General features: G+C 58.1%; 15 protein-coding genes. 9 read left to right on the top strand and 6 right to left on the bottom strand.

Annotated elements, in window-relative coordinates:
• Nucleotides 1-3: 3 nt before the first annotated feature.
• From WLY71_RS07980 to yaaA, 6 genes are all read right to left on the bottom strand, one after another.
• Nucleotides 4-1491 carry an alginate export family protein gene (locus WLY71_RS07980; protein WP_347803129.1) on the bottom strand — a complete coding sequence of 496 codons (1488 nt, stop codon included), beginning with the start codon at nt 1489-1491 and terminating at the stop codon, nt 4-6.
• Nucleotides 1488-2894, bottom strand: a complete 1407-nt coding sequence (gene algK, locus WLY71_RS07975) for an alginate biosynthesis TPR repeat lipoprotein AlgK (RefSeq protein WP_347803128.1) — start codon at nt 2892-2894, stop codon at nt 1488-1490. The genes WLY71_RS07980 and algK overlap by 4 nt, the downstream gene beginning before the upstream one ends.
• A gap of 12 nt (nt 2895-2906) precedes the next feature.
• On the bottom strand, nt 2907-4076 hold the full coding sequence (locus tag WLY71_RS07970; protein ID WP_347803127.1) for a PilZ domain-containing protein: 1170 nt from the start codon (nt 4074-4076) through the stop codon (nt 2907-2909).
• Between the two features lie 35 nt (nt 4077-4111).
• Nucleotides 4112-5593, bottom strand: coding sequence for a mannuronan synthase (gene alg8 / locus WLY71_RS07965; protein WP_403139969.1), 1482 nt, complete (start codon nt 5591-5593; stop codon nt 4112-4114).
• 210 nt (nt 5594-5803) lie between these two features.
• On the bottom strand, nt 5804-7120 hold the full coding sequence (locus WLY71_RS07960) for a nucleotide sugar dehydrogenase (RefSeq protein WP_347803126.1): 1317 nt from the start codon (nt 7118-7120) through the stop codon (nt 5804-5806).
• Between the two features lie 804 nt (nt 7121-7924).
• Nucleotides 7925-8704, bottom strand: a complete 780-nt coding sequence (gene yaaA / locus WLY71_RS07955) for a peroxide stress protein YaaA (protein WP_347803125.1) — start codon at nt 8702-8704, stop codon at nt 7925-7927.
• A gap of 232 nt (nt 8705-8936) precedes the next feature.
• Here yaaA and WLY71_RS07950 point away from each other — a divergent pair, with 232 nt between their 5' ends.
• The 9 genes from WLY71_RS07950 to cyoB all read left to right on the top strand — a co-directional run bounded on the left by WLY71_RS07950 (nt 8937) and on the right by cyoB (nt 18692).
• On the top strand, nt 8937-10061 hold the full coding sequence (locus tag WLY71_RS07950; RefSeq protein ID WP_347803124.1) for a polysaccharide deacetylase family protein: 1125 nt from the start codon (nt 8937-8939) through the stop codon (nt 10059-10061).
• A 336-nt stretch (nt 10062-10397) separates the two neighbouring features.
• Nucleotides 10398-11792 (top strand): PhoH family protein, encoded by a 1395-nt coding sequence (locus tag WLY71_RS07945; protein WP_129438280.1) that lies wholly within the window; start codon nt 10398-10400, stop codon nt 11790-11792.
• Between the two features lie 140 nt (nt 11793-11932).
• Nucleotides 11933-12406: a cyclic pyranopterin monophosphate synthase MoaC gene (moaC, locus tag WLY71_RS07940; RefSeq protein WP_033061025.1), complete on the top strand. Its 474-nt coding sequence runs from the start codon at nt 11933-11935 to the stop codon at nt 12404-12406.
• Complete coding sequence (gene moaD, locus WLY71_RS07935; protein ID WP_347803123.1) at nt 12403-12645, top strand: molybdopterin converting factor subunit 1; 243 nt, start codon at nt 12403-12405, stop codon at nt 12643-12645. The genes moaC and moaD overlap by 4 nt, the downstream gene beginning before the upstream one ends.
• A 3-nt stretch (nt 12646-12648) precedes the next feature.
• Nucleotides 12649-13101, top strand: a complete 453-nt coding sequence (gene moaE / locus WLY71_RS07930) for a molybdopterin synthase catalytic subunit MoaE (protein WP_046045949.1) — start codon at nt 12649-12651, stop codon at nt 13099-13101.
• A 309-nt stretch (nt 13102-13410) separates the two neighbouring features.
• Nucleotides 13411-14187: an ABC transporter substrate-binding protein gene (locus WLY71_RS07925; protein ID WP_347803122.1), complete on the top strand. Its 777-nt coding sequence runs from the start codon at nt 13411-13413 to the stop codon at nt 14185-14187.
• A gap of 190 nt (nt 14188-14377) precedes the next feature.
• Nucleotides 14378-14887, top strand: coding sequence for a disulfide bond formation protein B (locus WLY71_RS07920; protein WP_347803121.1), 510 nt, complete (start codon nt 14378-14380; stop codon nt 14885-14887).
• A gap of 826 nt (nt 14888-15713) precedes the next feature.
• Nucleotides 15714-16658: a ubiquinol oxidase subunit II gene (gene cyoA / locus WLY71_RS07915; protein ID WP_347803120.1), complete on the top strand. Its 945-nt coding sequence runs from the start codon at nt 15714-15716 to the stop codon at nt 16656-16658.
• A 3-nt stretch (nt 16659-16661) separates the two neighbouring features.
• Nucleotides 16662-18692: a cytochrome o ubiquinol oxidase subunit I gene (cyoB, locus tag WLY71_RS07910; protein WP_095132947.1), complete on the top strand. Its 2031-nt coding sequence runs from the start codon at nt 16662-16664 to the stop codon at nt 18690-18692.
• Nucleotides 18693-18695: the final 3 nt, after the last annotated feature.

Raw genomic sequence — 18695 nt, 5'->3', positions numbered from 1 at the left:
GCATCAGAAGCGCCAGATCACGTCGACAAACGCGCGGTGCATGTACGAGTCGACGCCTTTGCCATACGCATCGCCGGGCTTGAACACACCGCCACGCAACCGCACCAGGGCCGAAGGCTCATCGATCGACTGGCTCAAGGAGGCGGGCAGCAGGCCTTGCTTGAAGTACTTGGTGACGACCACGTCCATTTCCTGGCCGAGGTCTTTGTTGCCATCTTCCAGCGGCAGGGACGTGCTGGAAAGAATCGCGCCGGTCACATCGTCGGTGTCATTCTGGACGGCGTTGATGCCGTTGCTGCCGACCGGCTTGTTGCCGTCGACGCGCCAGAATTTGTGGTAGATCACACTGGCGTCGTATTCGTCGTTGAGCATCCACGAGCCGAACAAGGTAGCGCTCTGCATGTTGTTCGTTTCGCCACGGAAAGCCTCGCCGAAACGGTGAACCCGCGAGCGAGTACCGGTGTAGTTCGAGCGGTTGCTTTGCAGGCCGTTCTGTTCGTAATCGGCGCTGGCGCGGGCATAGGCTGCACCGACTTGCCATTGCGGATCCAGACGCAGACGCACGCCCAGGTCAGTGGCCCAGCCATCAACATTGCCGCTGGTTTTGGCTTGTGCCGGAGCGGTGCCCTCGGCGGTCAGCGGGTTGACCGTGTCGCGGTCGCCACTCATGCCGGTGACGCTGCCCCAGTAATTGACGGTGTTGGTGTTGCGCCAGTTGTAGGCATCGCTGTCGGCGGTGAGGCCGATCCAGCTGATGTCGCCGTTCTCTTTCTTGTCCAGAGAATCGGCGGCAACGCCCGGCGTCGGGTAATCGAGCTTGCCGTCATCGTGGGTGTGATGACCACGAATGCCGACCCAGTTGCCCGGGTTCCACTGGTACGCCGCATCGGCGTAAGCGTGCAGGCGATCCTTGTCCTTGGGCGCGAGTTCTGTGAGATCGGTGCGGTACTCGCTGAAGCGCTCGGCAACACCGGCGTTGGCGCGCAACAGGGTGGTGTCGAAGGTCCAGTTCAGGGCCTCGATGTTGGTGTCGCGCCATTGGCCATCGTCATTGCGCAGACGCTGGCGACCGAGCTTGAGAATCTCGCCGGGGTAGGGCGTAAGGCCGCTGTAGCCGACCCAGAACTCACGCATCGCCAGGTAGTTTTTCTTGCTCTTGCGATCACCGTTGTCGGTGGCCTGGGTGCCGTCGCTGTCGGACTGTTGCAGCGTGTCCGTCTCGATGATGTCGGTGGACGTCACGGCCTGACCCATGGCGTAGCCGCTCCACGCGCCGCTCTCGCCGTAGATCCATGGACGCAGGTCGAGGCCGACGCCATTAACGTCGCCGCCGCTCGCCGTACCGAGGTCAGTATCGTCTTCGGACTGGGCGGTGACTTTCACGTCAAGGCCGTAGTTCTTGCTTTCAGTCAGGGCCGCCAGGGTCGGGCACGACCACAAGAGGGCGAAAGACAGGCCAATACCGGCCTTAACAAATGGATTCAACTTCATAGGGATTCCTCGCCGTCTTCTTCTTCCAGGGCATGCAGTTCCAGCGTGTTCTGGCTCAAGGCACCACGAACGGCCTGTTCTTGTTTCAACAGGCGTTGGGCCTCGGCGAGCTGGGCAGGCGGCAGTTGGGCTTCGAGTGTTTGCGCAAGCTCGGTGGCTTGCGGGGTGTTCTGGGCCTTGGCCAATTGGCTGAAGACATAAGCGTTAAGCGGGTCGGGCCGGGTGCCCTTGCCTTGGGAGAACAGTTGGGCAATGGCGAAGTCGGCGCTGTTCTGGCCGTTACGCGCAGCCTTGAGCAGGTGATCCAGCGCTTTCTGCGAATAGACCTTGCCCAGGTAACCGCGACGGTAGATCTGGCCGAGGTAGTAATCGGCGGCCACTTCTCTGCCGGCGGCTTTCTTGAAGTGTTCTTCGGCGACCTTCGCGTCGGCCGGCACCATTTTGCCTTCGTAGTAGAGCTTGCCCAGCAACAGTTCGGCGCGCGGCTGGTCGGCGGCGCGGCCGTTGTCCAGGTACTTCATCATCATGTCTACGTCACCCAGTTCCGGGAAGTCGTAGAGCAGTTGCGCCAGGCTGACCCAGGAAGCGGGGTAGCCGGGTGCGATGCCTTCGAGCAACGACTGGGCGGTTTTCTCGTCGGTCGTGCCCAGGGATGCATCGCCCAGTACGCGGGCCACGCTGTCCACCCGTTGGGCGGAAACCGCGCCGCGAGCCTGAGCGGCTTGCATTTGCTTGATCAGCTCGGCCTGTTTCTCTGGCTGGGCTTTTTTCTGATAGACCGTGGCCAGTTCGACGTAGCAGATGTCGGTGGTGTTCAACGCGGCTTTGCAGATCGTTTCCACTTCGTCCAGATGCTGGTCGTAAGTGCCCTGGGTGCGATAGAGCAGCACTTGGGCCAGGCCCGCTTCCGGCTTGCCTTCGGCGCGCCATTGGCTGATCTGCTGTTGCGCGTTGACGTTCGGGAAACTGTGCGGGTATTGCAGGTACAGCATGGCCAGCGGGATCAGGGTGTTGCCTTCGCCTGCGGCAGTGGCTTTCTTCAACAGGCCTTCGGCTTCGTGCTGTTCGGCTTCGGTGGAGCCGGGTTTGGCCACCAGCAGACGACCCAGGCGAGCCTGAGCCCGCGGCGAAACGCTGGCCGCGGCGCGATAAGTCGCCTCAGCTTTCTTGATCTGCGCCGGGTCACGGCTGTCGACCTGGATATCGGCCAGGCCAACCTGTGCTTCGCTGTAGCCCAGGTCTGCCAATTGCTGGTAATTCTGCGCCGCCAGCGTGGTATCACCGCGCTTGAGGGCTTCGTTGGCCAGACGCTGGTCGGGCAGGCCGGCGCATCCGGCCAAGGCAATTGCCATGGCCAGAGTCAGCGGGACTGGCAGGATTCTGAGTGGGCTAGTCACGGGCATGTCCTCTTGTTTTTAACGACCGGCGGCCATGGCTTTATCGATCAGCCAGTTCAGGTTCGGACCACGGGTGCTGTTCACTTCAACCGGACGACCGGCGAATTTGCTGTCCAGCGGCTCGTCAGGCTTGATCAGCACGCGGATGTCGGACGACAGGTCGGCGCTTTTCAGGCTGGTGCTGCTGACGATCGTGCCGCTGCGGGTTTTGTCTTCGCCGGCGATCTGGAAGCTGACGGTGCTGCCTGGAAGCACATCGCCGAACTGGCGATAGGAGAAGCGCGCTTCAACGTTGGCTTCACTGTTACGCGGCACCAGTTGGAAGATCACGTCGCCCTTGTTGGCGTACTGGCCGTTGGCGACCATTTGCTGCGCCACGGTGCAATCGCACGGCGACGTCAGGGTGCCGGTCATTTGTTTGCCGAACAGCTCTTCAACCTTGGCCGGTTGCAGTTGGTTATCGTCCAGATGGCCCTTGAGTACGTCGAGCATGCTGGTGCTGAACGTCGCCAACGGGGCGCCCTTGGCCGCAACGCCGTCGGTTTTCACCAGGCTCTGCACAGTGCCGTCGCGCGGCATGGTGATGTTCATGCCCGCCACGCTGACCAGACCGGCCTGGGCGTGGCTGACGAAGTACATGCCGTACACCGACTTGAAAATGAAGCCGAATGCCGTCAGACCGACGAGGAAAATCGCGAAGCTGAAGGTCACTGCACGCAGACGACCGAACGCGGTCATGCCGTGGCCGCCATCCTTGACCTTGCGCGCCTTGGTGAAGTTGTCGCGCTGCAGGGTTGCCAGCACTTCACCCATGCTGACGATGTCGCCGGCCAGGTGCGAGGTGATCAGGTGGCGCAGGGTGGAAATGTCCTGAGGTTCGAGGTTCTGGAACTCGCAACCGGTACGGCCGGTTTCGCGCTCGTGGGAGCGGACCAGTAGCTCGACGTCCATGGCCAGGCCGAGGTTATCGATGACGAACTGCAGGCGGGCCTTGTACTTGTCGCCGATCTTCAGTGGCAGCTGACCGGCGTTGAAGGCCAGGCCGCCAGCGGAGAGGTCGAGGACCCGAGCTTCCACCGGGGTCCGGTCAGGACCGTAGAAACGCAGCTTGGCCGGGATTTTTACCCGGGCGTGCTGGCGCTGGGCTTCTGATTCATGCACTACGTTGGCGTTGACGGCGGTATTCATATGGACGATTTCCTAGTTAATTCAGGCGAGTTCGGTCAGACCATCATCAGCAGCACAGCAACAAAGATGCTGCCGGCGGAGAAGGTCATGGTCCGAGACGACCAAGTGTTGAACCAACCTTGAAAGCTGGCGAGATCACGGGTCAGGGAAGTGGGCTGGCGAGTCCAGGACTGTTGGTCGAGGCGGAAGAACACGTAGATCTTCACCAGCGCGCCGACGATCTGGTTGTAATAGAGAATCGCCGGGTAGGCCGGGCCGATCGTGTGACCGGACAAAGACAGAAGCACGGTCAGGATCAGACGAGTAATGCCGATCCACAGCAGGTAAACCAGGATGAACGCGGCGCCGTACTTGATGGTGGCGATGATCGCGACGGTCAGGCCCAGCAGCGACGTCCACATCGACACACGCTGGTCGAACAGCACCACTGAGGTGAACAGACCGAGACGTTTCATCCCCAGGCCCAAGGCGCGGGAGTTCTGCCGCAGGTTGTTGCCGTACCAGCGGAACATCAGTTTGCGACTGGCCTTGATGAAGCTTTTTTCCGGCGGGTGTTCCACGGTGTGAATGGCGGCGTCCGGCACGTAGAACGTGTCGTAGCCCAGCCGCATCAAGCTGAACCAGCTCGACTTGTCATCACCGGTGAGGAACTTGAAGCGACCCAGGCGCCAGTGTTGCAGCGAGTCGCTTTCCACGTCGGCGATGAAGTCCGGGTTGGTCACCACAGTGGCGCGGAATACCGACATCCGCCCGGTCATGGTCAGCACGCGCTTGGACAGGGCCATCGAGCACATGTTGATGTGGCGCTGGGCGAATCGCAGTTTGTGCCACTCGCTCATGATGTAGCCGCCGCGCACTTCGCAGAACTCGTTGGTGGTCAGGCCGCCGACATTGCCGAACAGCTGGAACCACGGCACGGTCTTGAGCACGACGCCTTCGGCGAGCACTGTGTCGCCATCGATCACTGCAACCACTGCGCGGTCGTCCGGCAGGTGGCGGGAGATGGCGCGGAAACCGTAGGCCAGGCCATCGCGCTTGCCGGTGCCGGGAATGCGCACGAAGTCGAGCTTGACGCGAGCCGGTGGGTTCATCCGGGCCCAAAGGCTTTTCACCAGCTTCTCATCGGACATTTCCACGATGGAGCAGACCATGGTGGTCGGCAGGCCGCAGTCGATCGCTTCGCGAATCACCGAGGCGTAAACCTGGGCGGTGGTCAGCGCGTCGATACGAAAACTGGTGACCATCAGAAACACATGGGACGGGTCTGCCGCTTTACCCAGCTTGCGCACTTTGCGCCGCAGGTGCGGGTAGACGACGTACAGAAACAGCATGCCGCGCAGAAAGTGCGTAGCACCCATCGAGTAGCGCCAGATACCGACGATACCGATCAGGAGGATGAAGTCCTTCGACTCGGAGTCGAACGTGGACGCAGGCAACGCCATGGCGATGCCCATCAAAATACTTAAGTAAAACAGCCAACCGGCGACCTGAAGTAGGCCGTGCTTTAGCCTGTGCATAATCTGCATCCGTCTCTATCTCGGGCGAGCCTGTGGGGTGGCCCGATGGGGTTAAGGCAGGCTTACGAAAACTGGCGACATCCGGTCTGGATGACGCCAGAAATCCTTTAGGAGCTGGCGAAGCCTGCGATCTTTTGATCTTTCGCTTGAAACTCAAGTGGACCTGGAAAGATCGCAGCCTCGTTTCACTCGACAGCTCCTACGACCGCATTACCAGCAGATGCCTTCAGTCCGGCCACTCACGCTGGTGGCTTGGGACATGAAACCGACCAGGTCGATCACTTGCTTGCCGTGTGGAGCGTTCTGCGCCAGGGCGCGGAATTTCTCGTCACGGTTGCCAAGGATGATCACGTCGGAGTTGTTGATCACGTCGTCGAAATCGGCGTTGAGCAAGGACGAGACGTGAGGGATCTTCGACTCGATGTAATCCTTGTTCGCACCGTGGACACGGGCGTATTCGACGTTGGTGTCGTAGATGCTCAGGTCGTAGCCCTTGCCGATCAGCATTTCCGCCAGATCAACCAGCGGGCTTTCGCGCAGGTCGTCAGTACCGGCCTTGAAGCTCAGACCCAGCAGGGCGATTTTGCGTTTGCCGTGGCTGGAGACGATGTCGAAGGCGTTCTGCACCTGGGACTCGTTACTGCGCATCAGTGAGTTCAGCAGTGGTGCTTCCACGTCCAGGGAACCGGCGCGGTAGGTCAGGGCGCGAACGTCCTTCGGCAGGCAGGAACCGCCGAACGCGAAACCAGGGCGCATGTAGTACTGGGACAGGTTCAGCGTCTTGTCCTGGCAGACCACTTCCATCACTTCGCGGCCATCGACGCCGACGGCCTTGGCGATGTTGCCGATCTCGTTGGCGAAGGTCACCTTGGTGGCGTGCCACACGTTGCAGGTGTACTTGATCATCTCGGCCACGGCGATGTCCTTGCGGATGATCGGAGCGTCGAGTTCTTCGTACAGCGATTGCAGAACGTCGCCCGACGCCTTGTCGAACTCGCCGATGACGGTCATTGGCGGCAGGTCGTAATCGGCGATCGCGGTGCTTTCACGCAGGAACTCAGGGTTCACTGCAACGCCGAAGTCGACACCGGCTTTCTTGCCGGAGCAGTCTTCGAGGATCGGGATCACCACGTTTGCCACAGTGCCTGGCAGTACGGTGCTGCGAACCACGATGGTGTGACGGGTGGTCTTGTCACGCAGGACAAAACCGATCTCGCGGCACACAGCTTCGATGTAGTTCAACTCCAGGTCGCCGTTCTTCTTGCTCGGCGTGCCGACGCAAATCATCGACAGGTCGGTGTCGCGAATCGCCTCGGCGAAGTTGGTCGTGCCGCGCAATTTGCCCGTCTCGATACCCTTCTGCAGAAGCTCGCCCAGACCCGGTTCAACGATCGGCGATTTACCGGCGTTGATCATATCGATTTTGTCTTTGGCAACATCGACGCCAACGACGTCATGGCCCCGTGCAGACAGGCAACCGGCACATACTGCGCCGACGTAACCCAAACCAAATATGCTGATGCGCATCGCAATTACCTCTGTGTTTATCAAGCCATTACATGGCCGGAGTTAATGGTGTTCAGCGGTCGTAGTGCACTCGGAAGTGCGCCTTAAAGGCGTCACAATGCCGCGTGCAGGCATATAAGTTCCGAGTGTCTAAATAAGTTCACTCAAAAGGTGCGCAACTAGGCTTTTATTGTTATGGCGTGCCCTGTTATGCAGCAGATCTTCTAATCAGAAGACATTCGTGCAAAGGTCTTGCGCGCTCAATGCCAGGCGGAAGCCCGTAAATCAAGCGGTTGGGTGCTCAGGTGAGCACGTTTATAGGGGCTCAGCCTTCCTTGCAGGGGATATTTTGATGATTATCTCCTGTCCTTCATGTGTTGCCCAAATCAGGGGCACGTTCGCAAAAGTTAATGTGACAACTTTGCTACGTGAATCTCTTCTCTGCGTAAGTTATCTCGTACAGGCGCCGAGAGAATGGTTACCGGTGGTATGAGCTACGCATTTGGACATAGTTCCAGTCAGCCCATCGCGAATGCTGAAATTTTTTGAAATATTGGAAAAGATGGCACTGCTCTCATATTGATAGCAACGGCTGTTTGACCCTTGATACATAGGGTTATTATCGGGTTAGATAGTTATGTGCCACTACCGATAAAAAAATTAAGTGCCACTACTGAAAAAAATTATCAATGTCGAGTGAAACTAAAGTTAGAAAAGCGAATGATTGTTTTCTGACGCCAGTAAGGTGGCGAATTGAGCGGGGAATTGTTGGGCGATCGGACGTCGGCGCACGACCCGTTAATGGGGCGCGCACCGATTGGGTGCTTACTCCGGCGCGTGATCGCGCAGGAACACCAGATTGTCCGGTTTAGACTGCTCGGCGCTGTAGCGATAGCCTTGTACATCGAACTGCTTGAGGGCTGCCGGGTCATTGATGCGTTCTTCTATAACGAAGCGACTCATCATGCCGCGGGCCTTTTTTGCGTAGAAGCTGATGATTTTGTACTGGCCGTTCTTCAGGTCCTTGAATTCGGTATTGATGATGCGCGCGTTCAGGGCGTTGCGTTTGACCGCCGAGAAGTACTCGTTGGAGGCCAGGTTCAGCAGCACGTCATCGCCTTGATCGGCCAGGGCTTCGTTGAGCCATTCGCTGATCCGTGTGCCCCAGAAGGCATACAAGTCCTTGCCACGGGCATTCGCCAGTTTGGTGCCCATCTCCAGTCGATACGGCTGCATCAGGTCCAGCGGGCGCAGCAAGCCGTAGAGGCCGGACAACATGCGCAAGTGCTGCTGGGCGTAATCGAAATCGGCCTCGCTGAAAGTTTGAGCATTCAACCCGGTGTAGACGTCGCCCTTGAAGGCGAGCAGTGCCTGCTTGGCATTTTCCGGAGTGAACGCGGGCGTCCAACTGCCGAAACGCGCGGCGTTGAGCCCGCCGATCTTGTCGGAGACGTGCATCAACTCGCTAATCTGCGCAGGGGCCAGCTCGCGCAATTGCAGGATCAGCTCCTGGGAATGGTCGAGGTATTGTGGCTGGGTGAAGCGCTGGGTCGCCGGCGGTGTTTCGTAATCGAGGGTCTTGGCGGGGGAAATCACCATCAGCATGAAGTCGTCTCCTTTAATCGTGGGGGCGATTCTAGGGGGTTGTCCGTGTTGACTCCAGCTATGAGCGTCATAGGTGATCGGTGGTGTCATGGAACAAGATCGCAGCCTCGCTTCGCTCGACAGCTCCTACGGTGTGCGTACATCTGTAGGAGCTGTCGAGCGAAGCGAGGCTGCGATCTTTTGATCTTCCCGCGATATAGTGCCGCGCGGGTTTTGTTATGGAGACATCCCATTGCGTATCGTTTTTCTATTCTCGGCCTGGCTGTTGAGCTTCGGTGCCATGGCGGCGCCAGGCGATGTGGCGACGCTGGATCGCAGCACCTGGCCTGAACAGCTCAACAGCCCGACCCTGTTTGATGTGGCGTCACGGGCCGAGATACTCATGTTCGCTCACGTCCTGTTGGCCAGCGAATCCCTGGATGAAGTGAGCCTTGCCCAGCGCCTGGGGTTGCGCACGGTCAATCTGGAATCGATCAACTACCTGCGCCAGCGCATGTGGCAGCGACTGCTGACCAACTACAACTACGCCCAGCAGAGCTGCGATCAGGATGCCTCCTTCTGTTTCCTGGTCGAGGACATGGACACCCTGCGCCAGCAAGCCGCCAAGTTTCAGGTCAGCGATGAGAGCTACTACATAAAGTGGGCCGAGCCGAGCCGACTGTTCCACGCCCAGTACCTGGACGAGCAATTGCGCAAGGCAGCGCTGTTTCCGCAAACCAGCAGCGAAGTCGATCGTTTTGGCGACTATGAGCGCAACGGCGATCAGATGCATGACCGGCTGTTTTTGCTGACCTTCGACAGTGCCGCCAATACCGCGCCGGATAACACCGCCTGGGCCACGGAATACCTGCGCAAGTCGAACATGAGTGGCACGTTCTTCGTCCTCGGCAAGGACATCCAGGCCCGTCTGGCCGATCGTTCGGTAGCCAGCCTGCAAGCGACGTACTCGAAGCAGTGCATTGGCGCGCAAGGCTGGGAATTTCGCTCCCACAGCCACTGGCAGGACTGGCAGGACTCGGTGCGACGCAGCGTCGAACTGGTCAAAAGCAAACTGCCCGAGAACTACGTGCCATTGTTTCGGCCGCCCGATGGTCAGCGTCGGTCTGACGCTGAAGGATTCTTCAAATCCCAGGGCTTGCAGGTGGCGCTGTGGGATATCGATGCCCAGGATGGTGCCGGCAAGCTAAAAGCCAATCAGAGCGCGCAACGGGTGTTGAGCCTGATGTTGTTGTGGCGCCACGGGGTGATCAACTTCAACGTGAAGCAGGATGCGCTGAAAACGGCGATGCCCTGGCTCATCACGCAAACGGCGCAAAGCGGAATCGGCTGGGAAGACTGTCAGGACGCGTTTCGCTGAAAATGGCGAAAGGCCGTAAACATTGGGCGGTGGGCGATTTTTGGCGAGAATTCGGTGCAGGCGGACTTCCGACTTTAACGGGGTGATGGCAATCCGCCTAGTGCTATTGGTCACTCTGAAAAATAAACTTCAAAAAAACGTCAAAGTACTTTTTTCTGTCACAGGTTTTGGAGTATTACGAAGACAGACCGCCGAAACCTGCAGACAGGTGGCGTCTTCCAAGACCCCAATTTGTGTGCAGTTCACTTGAATCCTCGCAGGTGAATTCGGTGGCCACTTCGAGGCGCAGCACTGTCACGGTATTGCGTCGACTGGCTCCCACAAAGGTGACCGAGTATGGATGATCACGGACGTAGTTCTTCCTCCAACCAGCCAATCCTTTATGTACTCGATACCAACGTATTGATTCACGATCCAAACGCCCTGCTTAACTTCGAAGAACACCACGTCGCCATCCCGATGACCGTGCTTGAGGAGCTCGACAAGCTCAAGAGCGGGCATCACAGTGTGGCTGCAGAATGCCGTCAGGCGATTCGCCTGATTGACAAGACCTTGGGCGATGCCAGCCCCGAAGATGTCGAACTCGGTGTGCCGATCCAGCGCGGCAAGAGTGGGCCCAAGGGTTTGCTGTCAATTTTGATGAGCAAACGTGCCGAACCGAACATCATTCTGCCCGAGCACCTGAACGACAACATCATCATCAACCAGTTGATCGACCTGCACGCGCGCGAACCAAAACTGCCCGTGGTGCTGGTCACCAAAGACATCAACATGCGCCTCAAGGCCCGGGCTTGCGGGATTGCGGCCGAGGACTACAGCACCGACCAACTGGTTGACGACGTGTCGCTGCTGCCCAACGGTTATCACAACATGACCGGCTCCTTCTGGGACCGTGTGAGGAATGTCGACACCCGTCAGGATCATGGCCGCACCTGGCACCAGGTGCAGTTGATCGACAACCTGCCGGCGGTGCACATCAACGAGTTCATCATCGACGAACAGGGTTTTGTCGGCTGGATCAAGGAGATCGAGGAAGACAAGCTGCTGATTCTCGACCTGCATCAGGAACCCCTGTTGCACCAGGAAGCCTGGGGCCTGAAACCGCGTGACATCTATCAAAGCCTGGCGCTGTACGCCTTGCTCGACCCGGATATCCACCTGGTCAACCTGACCGGGGCAGCAGGTTCCGGTAAAACCATCCTCGCACTGGCGGCGGCGATCGAGCAGACCATGGTCAGCAAACGCTATCGCCGGATCATCGCGACCCGTAGCGTGCAGGGTCTGGACCAGGAGATCGGTTTCCTGCCCGGCACTGAAGCGGAAAAAATGGAGCCTTGGCTGGGCGCCATCACCGACAACCTCGAAGCCTTGCACATGGATGACGAAAACACCCATGGCAGTGTCGATTACATCCTCAGCAAAGTGCCGTTGCAGTTCAAATCCCTCAACTACATTCGAGGTCGCAGCTTCCAGCAGAGTCTGATCCTGATCGATGAATGCCAGAACCTCACGCCGCACCAGATGAAAACCATCATCACCCGTGCCGGCGCCGGTTCCAAAGTGGTGTGCCTGGGTAACCTGGCGCAGATCGACACCCCTTACCTGTCCGCGACCAGTTCCGGGCTGACGTACCTGACAGAACGCTTCAAGGATTTCCCCAACGGTGTGCACATCACCCTGCAAGGGGTGCCACGTTCGATTCTGGCCGAATACGCCGAATCGCATTTGTAACCCTCATCAAAACCGGGCGGCCTCACAGGTCGCCCGGTTTTTTTATGCCCAACACATAACCCTGTGGTGACCCGATAATCAAACGTGCGGAATTTTGACCCGCAGGTTTACAATCGGTGCTCCTGATCAGGAGTATCCCTGTGCTGACTCATCTCGATTCCCAAGGTCGCGCCAATATGGTCGACGTCACTGAAAAAGCCGTGACGTTCCGTGAAGCAACGGCCCAAGCCCTCGTACGCATGCTGCCCGAAACCCTGCAGATGATCGTCAGCGGCGGTCACCCCAAGGGTGATGTGTTCGCGGTGGCGCGTATCGCCGGCATTCAGGCCGCGAAGAAAACCAGCGATCTGATCCCTCTGTGCCATCCGCTGCTGCTCACCGGCGTCAAGGTCGAGCTCAGTGCCGAAGGCGACGACACCGTGCGCATCGTGGCGCGCTGCAAGTTGTCCGGACAAACCGGCGTGGAGATGGAAGCCCTGACCGCCGCCAGCGTCGCGGCGCTGACTATCTACGACATGTGCAAAGCCGTGGATCGCGGCATGACTATCGAAAGCGTGCGGCTGCTGGAGAAGCTCGGCGGCAAGAGCGGCCATTTCCAGGCGGATCAACCATGAACGTCACCGTGAAGTTTTTTGCCCGTTACCGTGAGGCGCTCGGCGTGGACTCGGTGAAGGTTGAAGGTGATTTCGCCACGGTCGACGATGTGCGTGCGCTGCTGGCCCGCCGCGACGGTGCCGATGTGCTGAGTGAACAGAACCTGATGTGCGCCCGCAACGAAGACCTGTGCCAGCTCGATGAGCCGGTGAGCGATGGCGATGAAGTGGCATTTTTCCCGACCGTGACCGGAGGCTGAGCCATGGCGATTCGCGTGCAATCCACGGCGTTCGATCCGGGTGCTGAAGTCAACGCCATGCATGCAGCCAATGTGGGCGTCGGTGCGGTGGTGAGTTTTGTCGGCTATGTTCGCGACTTCAATGACGGACTCGACGTCGCCGGGATGTTCCTTGAGCACTACCCGGGCATGACCGAAAAAGCCCTCGCCAAGATCGCCACAGAGGCCGAGCAGCGCTGGCCGCTGCTCAAGCTTGAAGTGCTGCATCGCATCGGCGCCCTGGAACCAGGTGAACCGATCGTCTTCGTCGGCGCCGCCAGCGCCCACCGCCAGGCCGCGTTCGATGCCTGTGCCTTTGTCATGGACTACCTGAAAACCCGCGCACCGTTCTGGAAGAAAGAAAACACCCCTGACGGGTCGCGTTGGGTTGAAGGGCGTGACAGCGATCATGCGGCGGCGGATCGCTGGAAGCAGTAGTTCCTGCGGTGTCTGCAAGTACGCCTTCGCGGGCAAGCCACGCTCCCACAGGTTTTTGTGTCGGGAACACATTACGTGAACAACACAAAAACCTGTGGGAGCGTGGCTTGCCCGCGAAGAGGTCATCAGCAACACCAAAAATCCCAAAGACCCACCGCCCGACCACCGGCCCGCACATCCTCGATCGCCCTGATTGACGACCTATACATAAAAGTCCAGTATGGAATTACAAGTACAAAAAAGCACTTCCCCCGTTTCTGCTCTTTCTTCTGTCTTGCCAAACCAACAACAACCCGCGAGAGAACGAACATGAAGAAATTCCCCCTCATCACCGGTCTGGCTCTGAGCCTGTTGGCGTGCAGCAGCCTGTTCGCCGCCGATAAAACCCTGCGCATCGGCATCGAAGCGGCTTATCCACCGTTCGCGTCCAAAACCGATAAAGGTGAGATTGTCGGGTTCGACTACGACATCGGCAATGCCCTGTGCGCGCAGATGAAGGTCAAGTGCGTTTGGGTCGAAGGTGAGTTCGACGGTCTGATTCCTTCCCTTAAAGTGAAGAAAATCGACATGGCGCTGTCGTCCATGACCATCAACGAAGACCGTAAGAAGTCCGTGGATTTCACCCACAAGTATTACTTCACCTCATCACGTCTGGTGATGAAGGACGGCGCGGTCGTGGATGACCAGTACGCCAGCCTCAAGGGCAAGACTGTCGGCGTGCAGCGCGCAACCACCACCGACCGTTACGCCACCGAGGTTTTTGAACCGAAGGGTATCAACGTCAAGCGTTACGGCAACAACGAAGAGATCTACATGGATCTGGCAGCCGGTCGCCTCGATGCCATTTTTGCCGACACCATTCCACTGAATGACTTCCTGACGATGCCCCGTGGCAAAGGCTATGCGTTTGTCGGGCCGGAGCTCAAGGATCCGAAATACGTGGGCGAGGGCGCCGGGGTTGCGGTGCGCAAGGGCAACACTGAGTTGGTCTCCGAGCTGAACACAGCCATCGACGGCATTCGCGCCAGTGGCGAGTACCAGAAGATTTCAGAGAAGTACTTCAAGTCTGATATCTACGGCGATTGATCAAATGCTGGAGGGGGCTTTCTTTTGAAAGCCCCCGCGCGGTTCCGATTTTTGAAAAATGCTTCAAAGTTAATCCCTTCTTAACCGGCTCGTCGTCTATTCCCCGATACCCCGCTGTGCGCGCCGGACTCTCAAAGGTCAGGGCCAGCGTGTAGACTTCTGGGCAATCGATATTTAGAAGGGAAACGCAATGAGCGATGAAACGATGCGGTTGGGCCGTGAACGGCGCTATCTGGTGTTGCTGGGTATCATCTGCCTGGCGCTGATCGGTGGCGCGCTGTATATGCAAATTGTTCTGGGCGAGGCGCCATGCCCGCTGTGCATCCTGCAACGTTATGCGTTGCTGCTGATCGCGCTCTTCGCGTTCATCGGCGCGGTCATGCGCACCCGCCGCAGCATCACGGTATTTGAAACCCTGGTGGTGATCTGCGCCATTGCAGGCGTCGGGGTGGCCGGGCATCACGTCTATACCCAGTTCTATCCGGCGGTCAGCTGCGGCATCGACGTGCTGCAACCGATTGTCGACGGTTTGCCACTGGCGAAGATCTTCCCGCTGGGCTTCCAGGTCGACGGCTTCTGCTCCACGCCGTACCCGCCGATCCTCGGTCTGTCGCTTGCACAATGGGCGCTGCTAGCTTTTGTGCTGATCGTGGTACTGGTGCCGCTGCTCACGTCGCGTAATCGCAAAGCCCTGCGCTGAAGTCATCCGCCGCATCGCTGCCACACAAAAAACGCCCCGGCCCTCGTTGAGGTGGCCGGGGCGTTTTGCATTTCAGGGCACAGGTAAAATGACCTTGATGCGCGACAAGTATGGGGGCGGCACGTGTGCGACATGTTGTCACAGCAGGAGTGTCGCAAGGCATTTCAAGGCGCCGAATTGGTACATGGCTACGCAACAAAACTGGCGTGTTTTAGCGTCCGGCAACTTCAGTCTCAAAAATCCGGAACATGCAGTTTTAACAGGCCCTGGCGAATTGCCGAAGCCCTTGTCACATGGGGGCTTTGGCAGGGTCGAAGGAGGGTGCAGAGCCTTCGATACTGTCTGAACTGCCTGAGGTAGACCTACAATTTTTGGTGTTTTTGTTGAGAATTAATTTCGATACCATGGCGCACTTTTGCAAATACCGTTAATGATTGTTGCTGGAATGGATAAAAATTATTTCGGGATGAGACATGGTTTATAGAACGTTACATATCTACAATCGCCCGCACTGAATTCCCGACACTGCTCACCCTTACTCAGGTGCATGAGCAGCAATAGGGCGTCGAGAGGCCCGTTGGCTTCATGCGACTCCCAGGTGTCGGTGCCTTCCAATTATCCGCACCAAATGGAATTGGTCTGTAACAAGGCCTTTGCCCACGAATTCGAATAAGAACTCAACGCTAGCCCAGGATTTGTCGAACAGCGTCTGACGCGCGACGGGCAGCCACTTATTCAATCCAAGAAAAATGCCAACCCTTGGCAGGGTGAAGTGTTGGCGATCAAAACCCAACTGCATTGCGCAAGCTGCTTTAGAGGTCGTGAGATGAGTAAAAACAGGTACCCCAGACTACTAGGCTTATTGCCGCTGATCGGCACGTTGTTGCTGTCAGGCTGCAACATGACCTTGCTCGATCCCAAGGGCCAGGTCGGCCTGGACGAGCGAAACCTGATCATCACCGCAACGCTGCTGATGCTGTTGGTCGTGGTTCCGGTCATCGTCATGACCTTCCTGTTCGCCTGGAAATACCGCGCGTCCAACACCGACGCCGTCTACACGCCAAAATGGTCGCACTCCACCAAGATTGAAATCGCGGTGTGGGCTGTTCCAGTGCTGATCATCATTGCTCTGGGTTATGTCACCTACAAGTCGACCCACGCGTTGGATACTTACAAGCCGCTGGAGTCCGACGTCAAGCCGATCACCATTGAAGTGGTCGCGCTGGACTGGAAGTGGATGTTCATCTACCCGGAACAAGGCATCGCCACCGTCAACAAGATCGTGTTCCCGGCGCACACGCCGATCAACTTCAAGGTGACTTCGGACTCCGTGATGAACTCGTTCTTCATCCCGGCGCTGGGCGGCCAGATCTACGCGATGGCCGGCATGCAGACCAAACTGCACCTGATCGCCAACCAGAACGCTGAAATGGACGGTATCTCCGCCAACTACAGCGGCGCTGGTTTCACCGGTATGAAGTTCAAAGCTATCGCCACCTCTCAGGAAGATTTCGACGCCTGGGTCAGCGAAGTCAAAAAGGCACCTAAACAGCTTGAAAAAGCTGAATACGAAGCCCTTTCCAAGCCAAGCCAGAACAACCCAGTCGAGCTCTACTCCTCGGTCACGCCGAACCTGTTCCAGATCATCGTCGATAAGTACGAAGGGATGAAACCGGGCAAGCCGATGCACCACGAGAAGAAAGAGAAAGAAGTGGCCCATATGGAAGGGATGGACATGAGTTCGCATTCAGCTGCCGGGGCAGAGGAGTAAACGATGTTTGGTAAATTAAGTTGGGAAGCGGTCCCGTTCCACGAACCGATCGTGATGATAACCATCGCCATGATCGCGCTCGGTGGTCTGGCGCTGTTCGCTGCAATCACCTATTTCAAGAAGTGGACCTACCTGTGGTCCGAGTGGCTGACCTCGGTCGACCACAAGAAAATCGGCGTGATGTACATCATCGTTGCCATGGTCATGCTGCTGCGCGGTTTTGCCGACGCCATCATGATGCGTACCCAGTTGGCCATGGCCACCGAGGGTTCGCCTGGCTACCTGCCGCCTGAACACTATGACCAGATCTTCACCGCTCACGGTGTGATCATGATCATCTTCATGGCGATGCCATTCTTCACCGGCCTGATGAACCTTGCAGTGCCGCTGCAGATCGGTGCGCGTGACGTTGCCTATCCGTTCCTGAACTCCCTGAGCTTCTGGCTGCTGGTGTCTGGCGTGGTGCTGATCAACCTGTCCCTGGGCGTTGGCGAATTCGCCAAGACCGGCTGGGTTGCCTATCCACCGCTGTCGGGCCTGCAATACAGTCCGGGCGTGGGGATGGATTACTACATCTGGGCGCTACAGCTTTCCGGGTTGGGTACGACGCTGACGGGGGTCAACTTCCTGGCCACCGTGCTGAAAATGCGTACCCCGGGCATGAAGCTGATGGACATGCCGATCTTCACCTGGACCTGCACCTGGGCCAACGTCCTGATCGTGGCCTCGTTCCCGATCCTGACCGCTACCCTGGCACTGCTGACGCTTGACCGTTACATGGATTTCCACATTTTCACCAATGAACTTGGTGGCAATCCGATGATGTACGTCAACCTGTTCTGGGCCTGGGGTCACCCCGAGGTTTACATCCTGATTCTGCCGGCGTTCGGGATCTTCTCCGAAGTCATCTCGACCTTCACCGGCAAGCGTCTGTTCGGCCACCACTCGATGGTCTACGCCAGCGGCGCGATCTCGATCCTGGGCTTCATGGTCTGGCTGCACCACTTCTTCACCATGGGTTCGGGTGCCAGCGTCAACGCCTTCTTCGGTCTGGCGACGATGCTGATTTCGATCCCGACGGGGGTGAAGCTATTCAACTGGCTGTTCACCATTTACCAAGGGCGTCTGCGTTTCACCAGCCAGGTTCTGTGGACCCTGGGCTTCATGGTGACCTTCGCCATCGGCGGCATGACCGGCGTACTGCTGGCCATCCCGGGTGCGGACTTCGTCCTGCACAACAGCCTGTTCGTGATCGCTCACTTCCACAACGTGATCATCGGCGGCGCGGTATTCGGCTACATCGCCGGCTTCAGCTTCTACTTCCCTAAAGCGTTCGGCTTCAAGCTGCACGAAGGTTGGGGCAAGGCAGCGTTCTGGTTCTGGATCTCGGGCTTCTTCGTCGCGTTCATGCCGCTCTATGCACTGGGCTTCATGGGCATGACCCGTCGTCTGAACGCCACCACCAACCCTGAGTGGGTGCCGTACCTGTACGTCGCCATGTTCGGTGCGGTGATGATCGCGGTCGGTATCGCCTGCCAGCTGATTCAGCTGTACGTCAGCGTGCGTGATCGCAACAAGCCGGAAAACATGTGCGAACACGGTGACCCGTGGAATGCCCACACGCTGGAATGGTCGACCTCGTCGCCACCACCGTTCTACAACTTTGCCGTGCTGCCAAAAGCGGACACCATCGATCCGTTCACCGAAGCCAAGGAAAACGGTACCGCGTACAAGGCTCCGGCCAAGTACGAACCGATCCACATGCCAAACAACACCGCGACCGGTGTGGTCATGGGTGCTCTGTTGACCGTGTTCGGTTTCGCGATGATCTGGCACATCTGGTGGTTGGCCATCGTCGGCCTGGTCGGCACCGTGGTGTATTTCGTGATCCACGCTGCACGTGATGATCAAGGCTACATGGTGCCGGTCGACGTGATCGAGCGCATCGAAGCCGAGCAGCACAAGCGTCTGGTAGCGGCCGGGAAAGTTCCAGCCACCGCCACCCGTGTTGAAACCTCGTTGGAACAGGCTTAAACC

The organism is Pseudomonas rossensis, from assembly GCF_039888995.1.
In the GTDB taxonomy this organism is placed as follows: Bacteria; Pseudomonadota; Gammaproteobacteria; order Pseudomonadales; family Pseudomonadaceae; genus Aquipseudomonas; species Aquipseudomonas rossensis.
The sequence above is the reverse complement of the archived record's forward strand: the minus strand, read 5'-3'. Positions and strand labels throughout refer to the sequence as shown.

Excerpts from the sequence above, each read along its gene's own strand:
- cyoA (WP_347803120.1), top strand. The coding sequence starts at position 15,714 with ATGAGTAAAAACAGGTACCCCAGACTACTAGGCTTATTGCCGCTGATC.
- yaaA (WP_347803125.1), bottom strand. The coding sequence starts at position 8,704 with ATGCTGATGGTGATTTCCCCCGCCAAGACCCTCGATTACGAAACACCG.
- algK (WP_347803128.1), bottom strand. The coding sequence starts at position 2,894 with ATGCCCGTGACTAGCCCACTCAGAATCCTGCCAGTCCCGCTGACTCTG.
- WLY71_RS07970 (WP_347803127.1), bottom strand. The coding sequence starts at position 4,076 with ATGAATACCGCCGTCAACGCCAACGTAGTGCATGAATCAGAAGCCCAG.
- WLY71_RS07920 (WP_347803121.1), top strand. The coding sequence starts at position 14,378 with ATGAGCGATGAAACGATGCGGTTGGGCCGTGAACGGCGCTATCTGGTG.
- moaE (WP_046045949.1), top strand. The coding sequence starts at position 12,649 with ATGGCGATTCGCGTGCAATCCACGGCGTTCGATCCGGGTGCTGAAGTC.
- WLY71_RS07980 (WP_347803129.1), bottom strand. The coding sequence starts at position 1,491 with ATGAAGTTGAATCCATTTGTTAAGGCCGGTATTGGCCTGTCTTTCGCC.
- WLY71_RS07925 (WP_347803122.1), top strand. The coding sequence starts at position 13,411 with ATGAAGAAATTCCCCCTCATCACCGGTCTGGCTCTGAGCCTGTTGGCG.
- moaD (WP_347803123.1), top strand. The coding sequence starts at position 12,403 with ATGAACGTCACCGTGAAGTTTTTTGCCCGTTACCGTGAGGCGCTCGGC.
- WLY71_RS07945 (WP_129438280.1), top strand. The coding sequence starts at position 10,398 with ATGGATGATCACGGACGTAGTTCTTCCTCCAACCAGCCAATCCTTTAT.
- alg8 (WP_403139969.1), bottom strand. The coding sequence starts at position 5,593 with ATGCACAGGCTAAAGCACGGCCTACTTCAGGTCGCCGGTTGGCTGTTT.
- WLY71_RS07960 (WP_347803126.1), bottom strand. The coding sequence starts at position 7,120 with ATGCGCATCAGCATATTTGGTTTGGGTTACGTCGGCGCAGTATGTGCC.
- cyoB (WP_095132947.1), top strand. The coding sequence starts at position 16,662 with ATGTTTGGTAAATTAAGTTGGGAAGCGGTCCCGTTCCACGAACCGATC.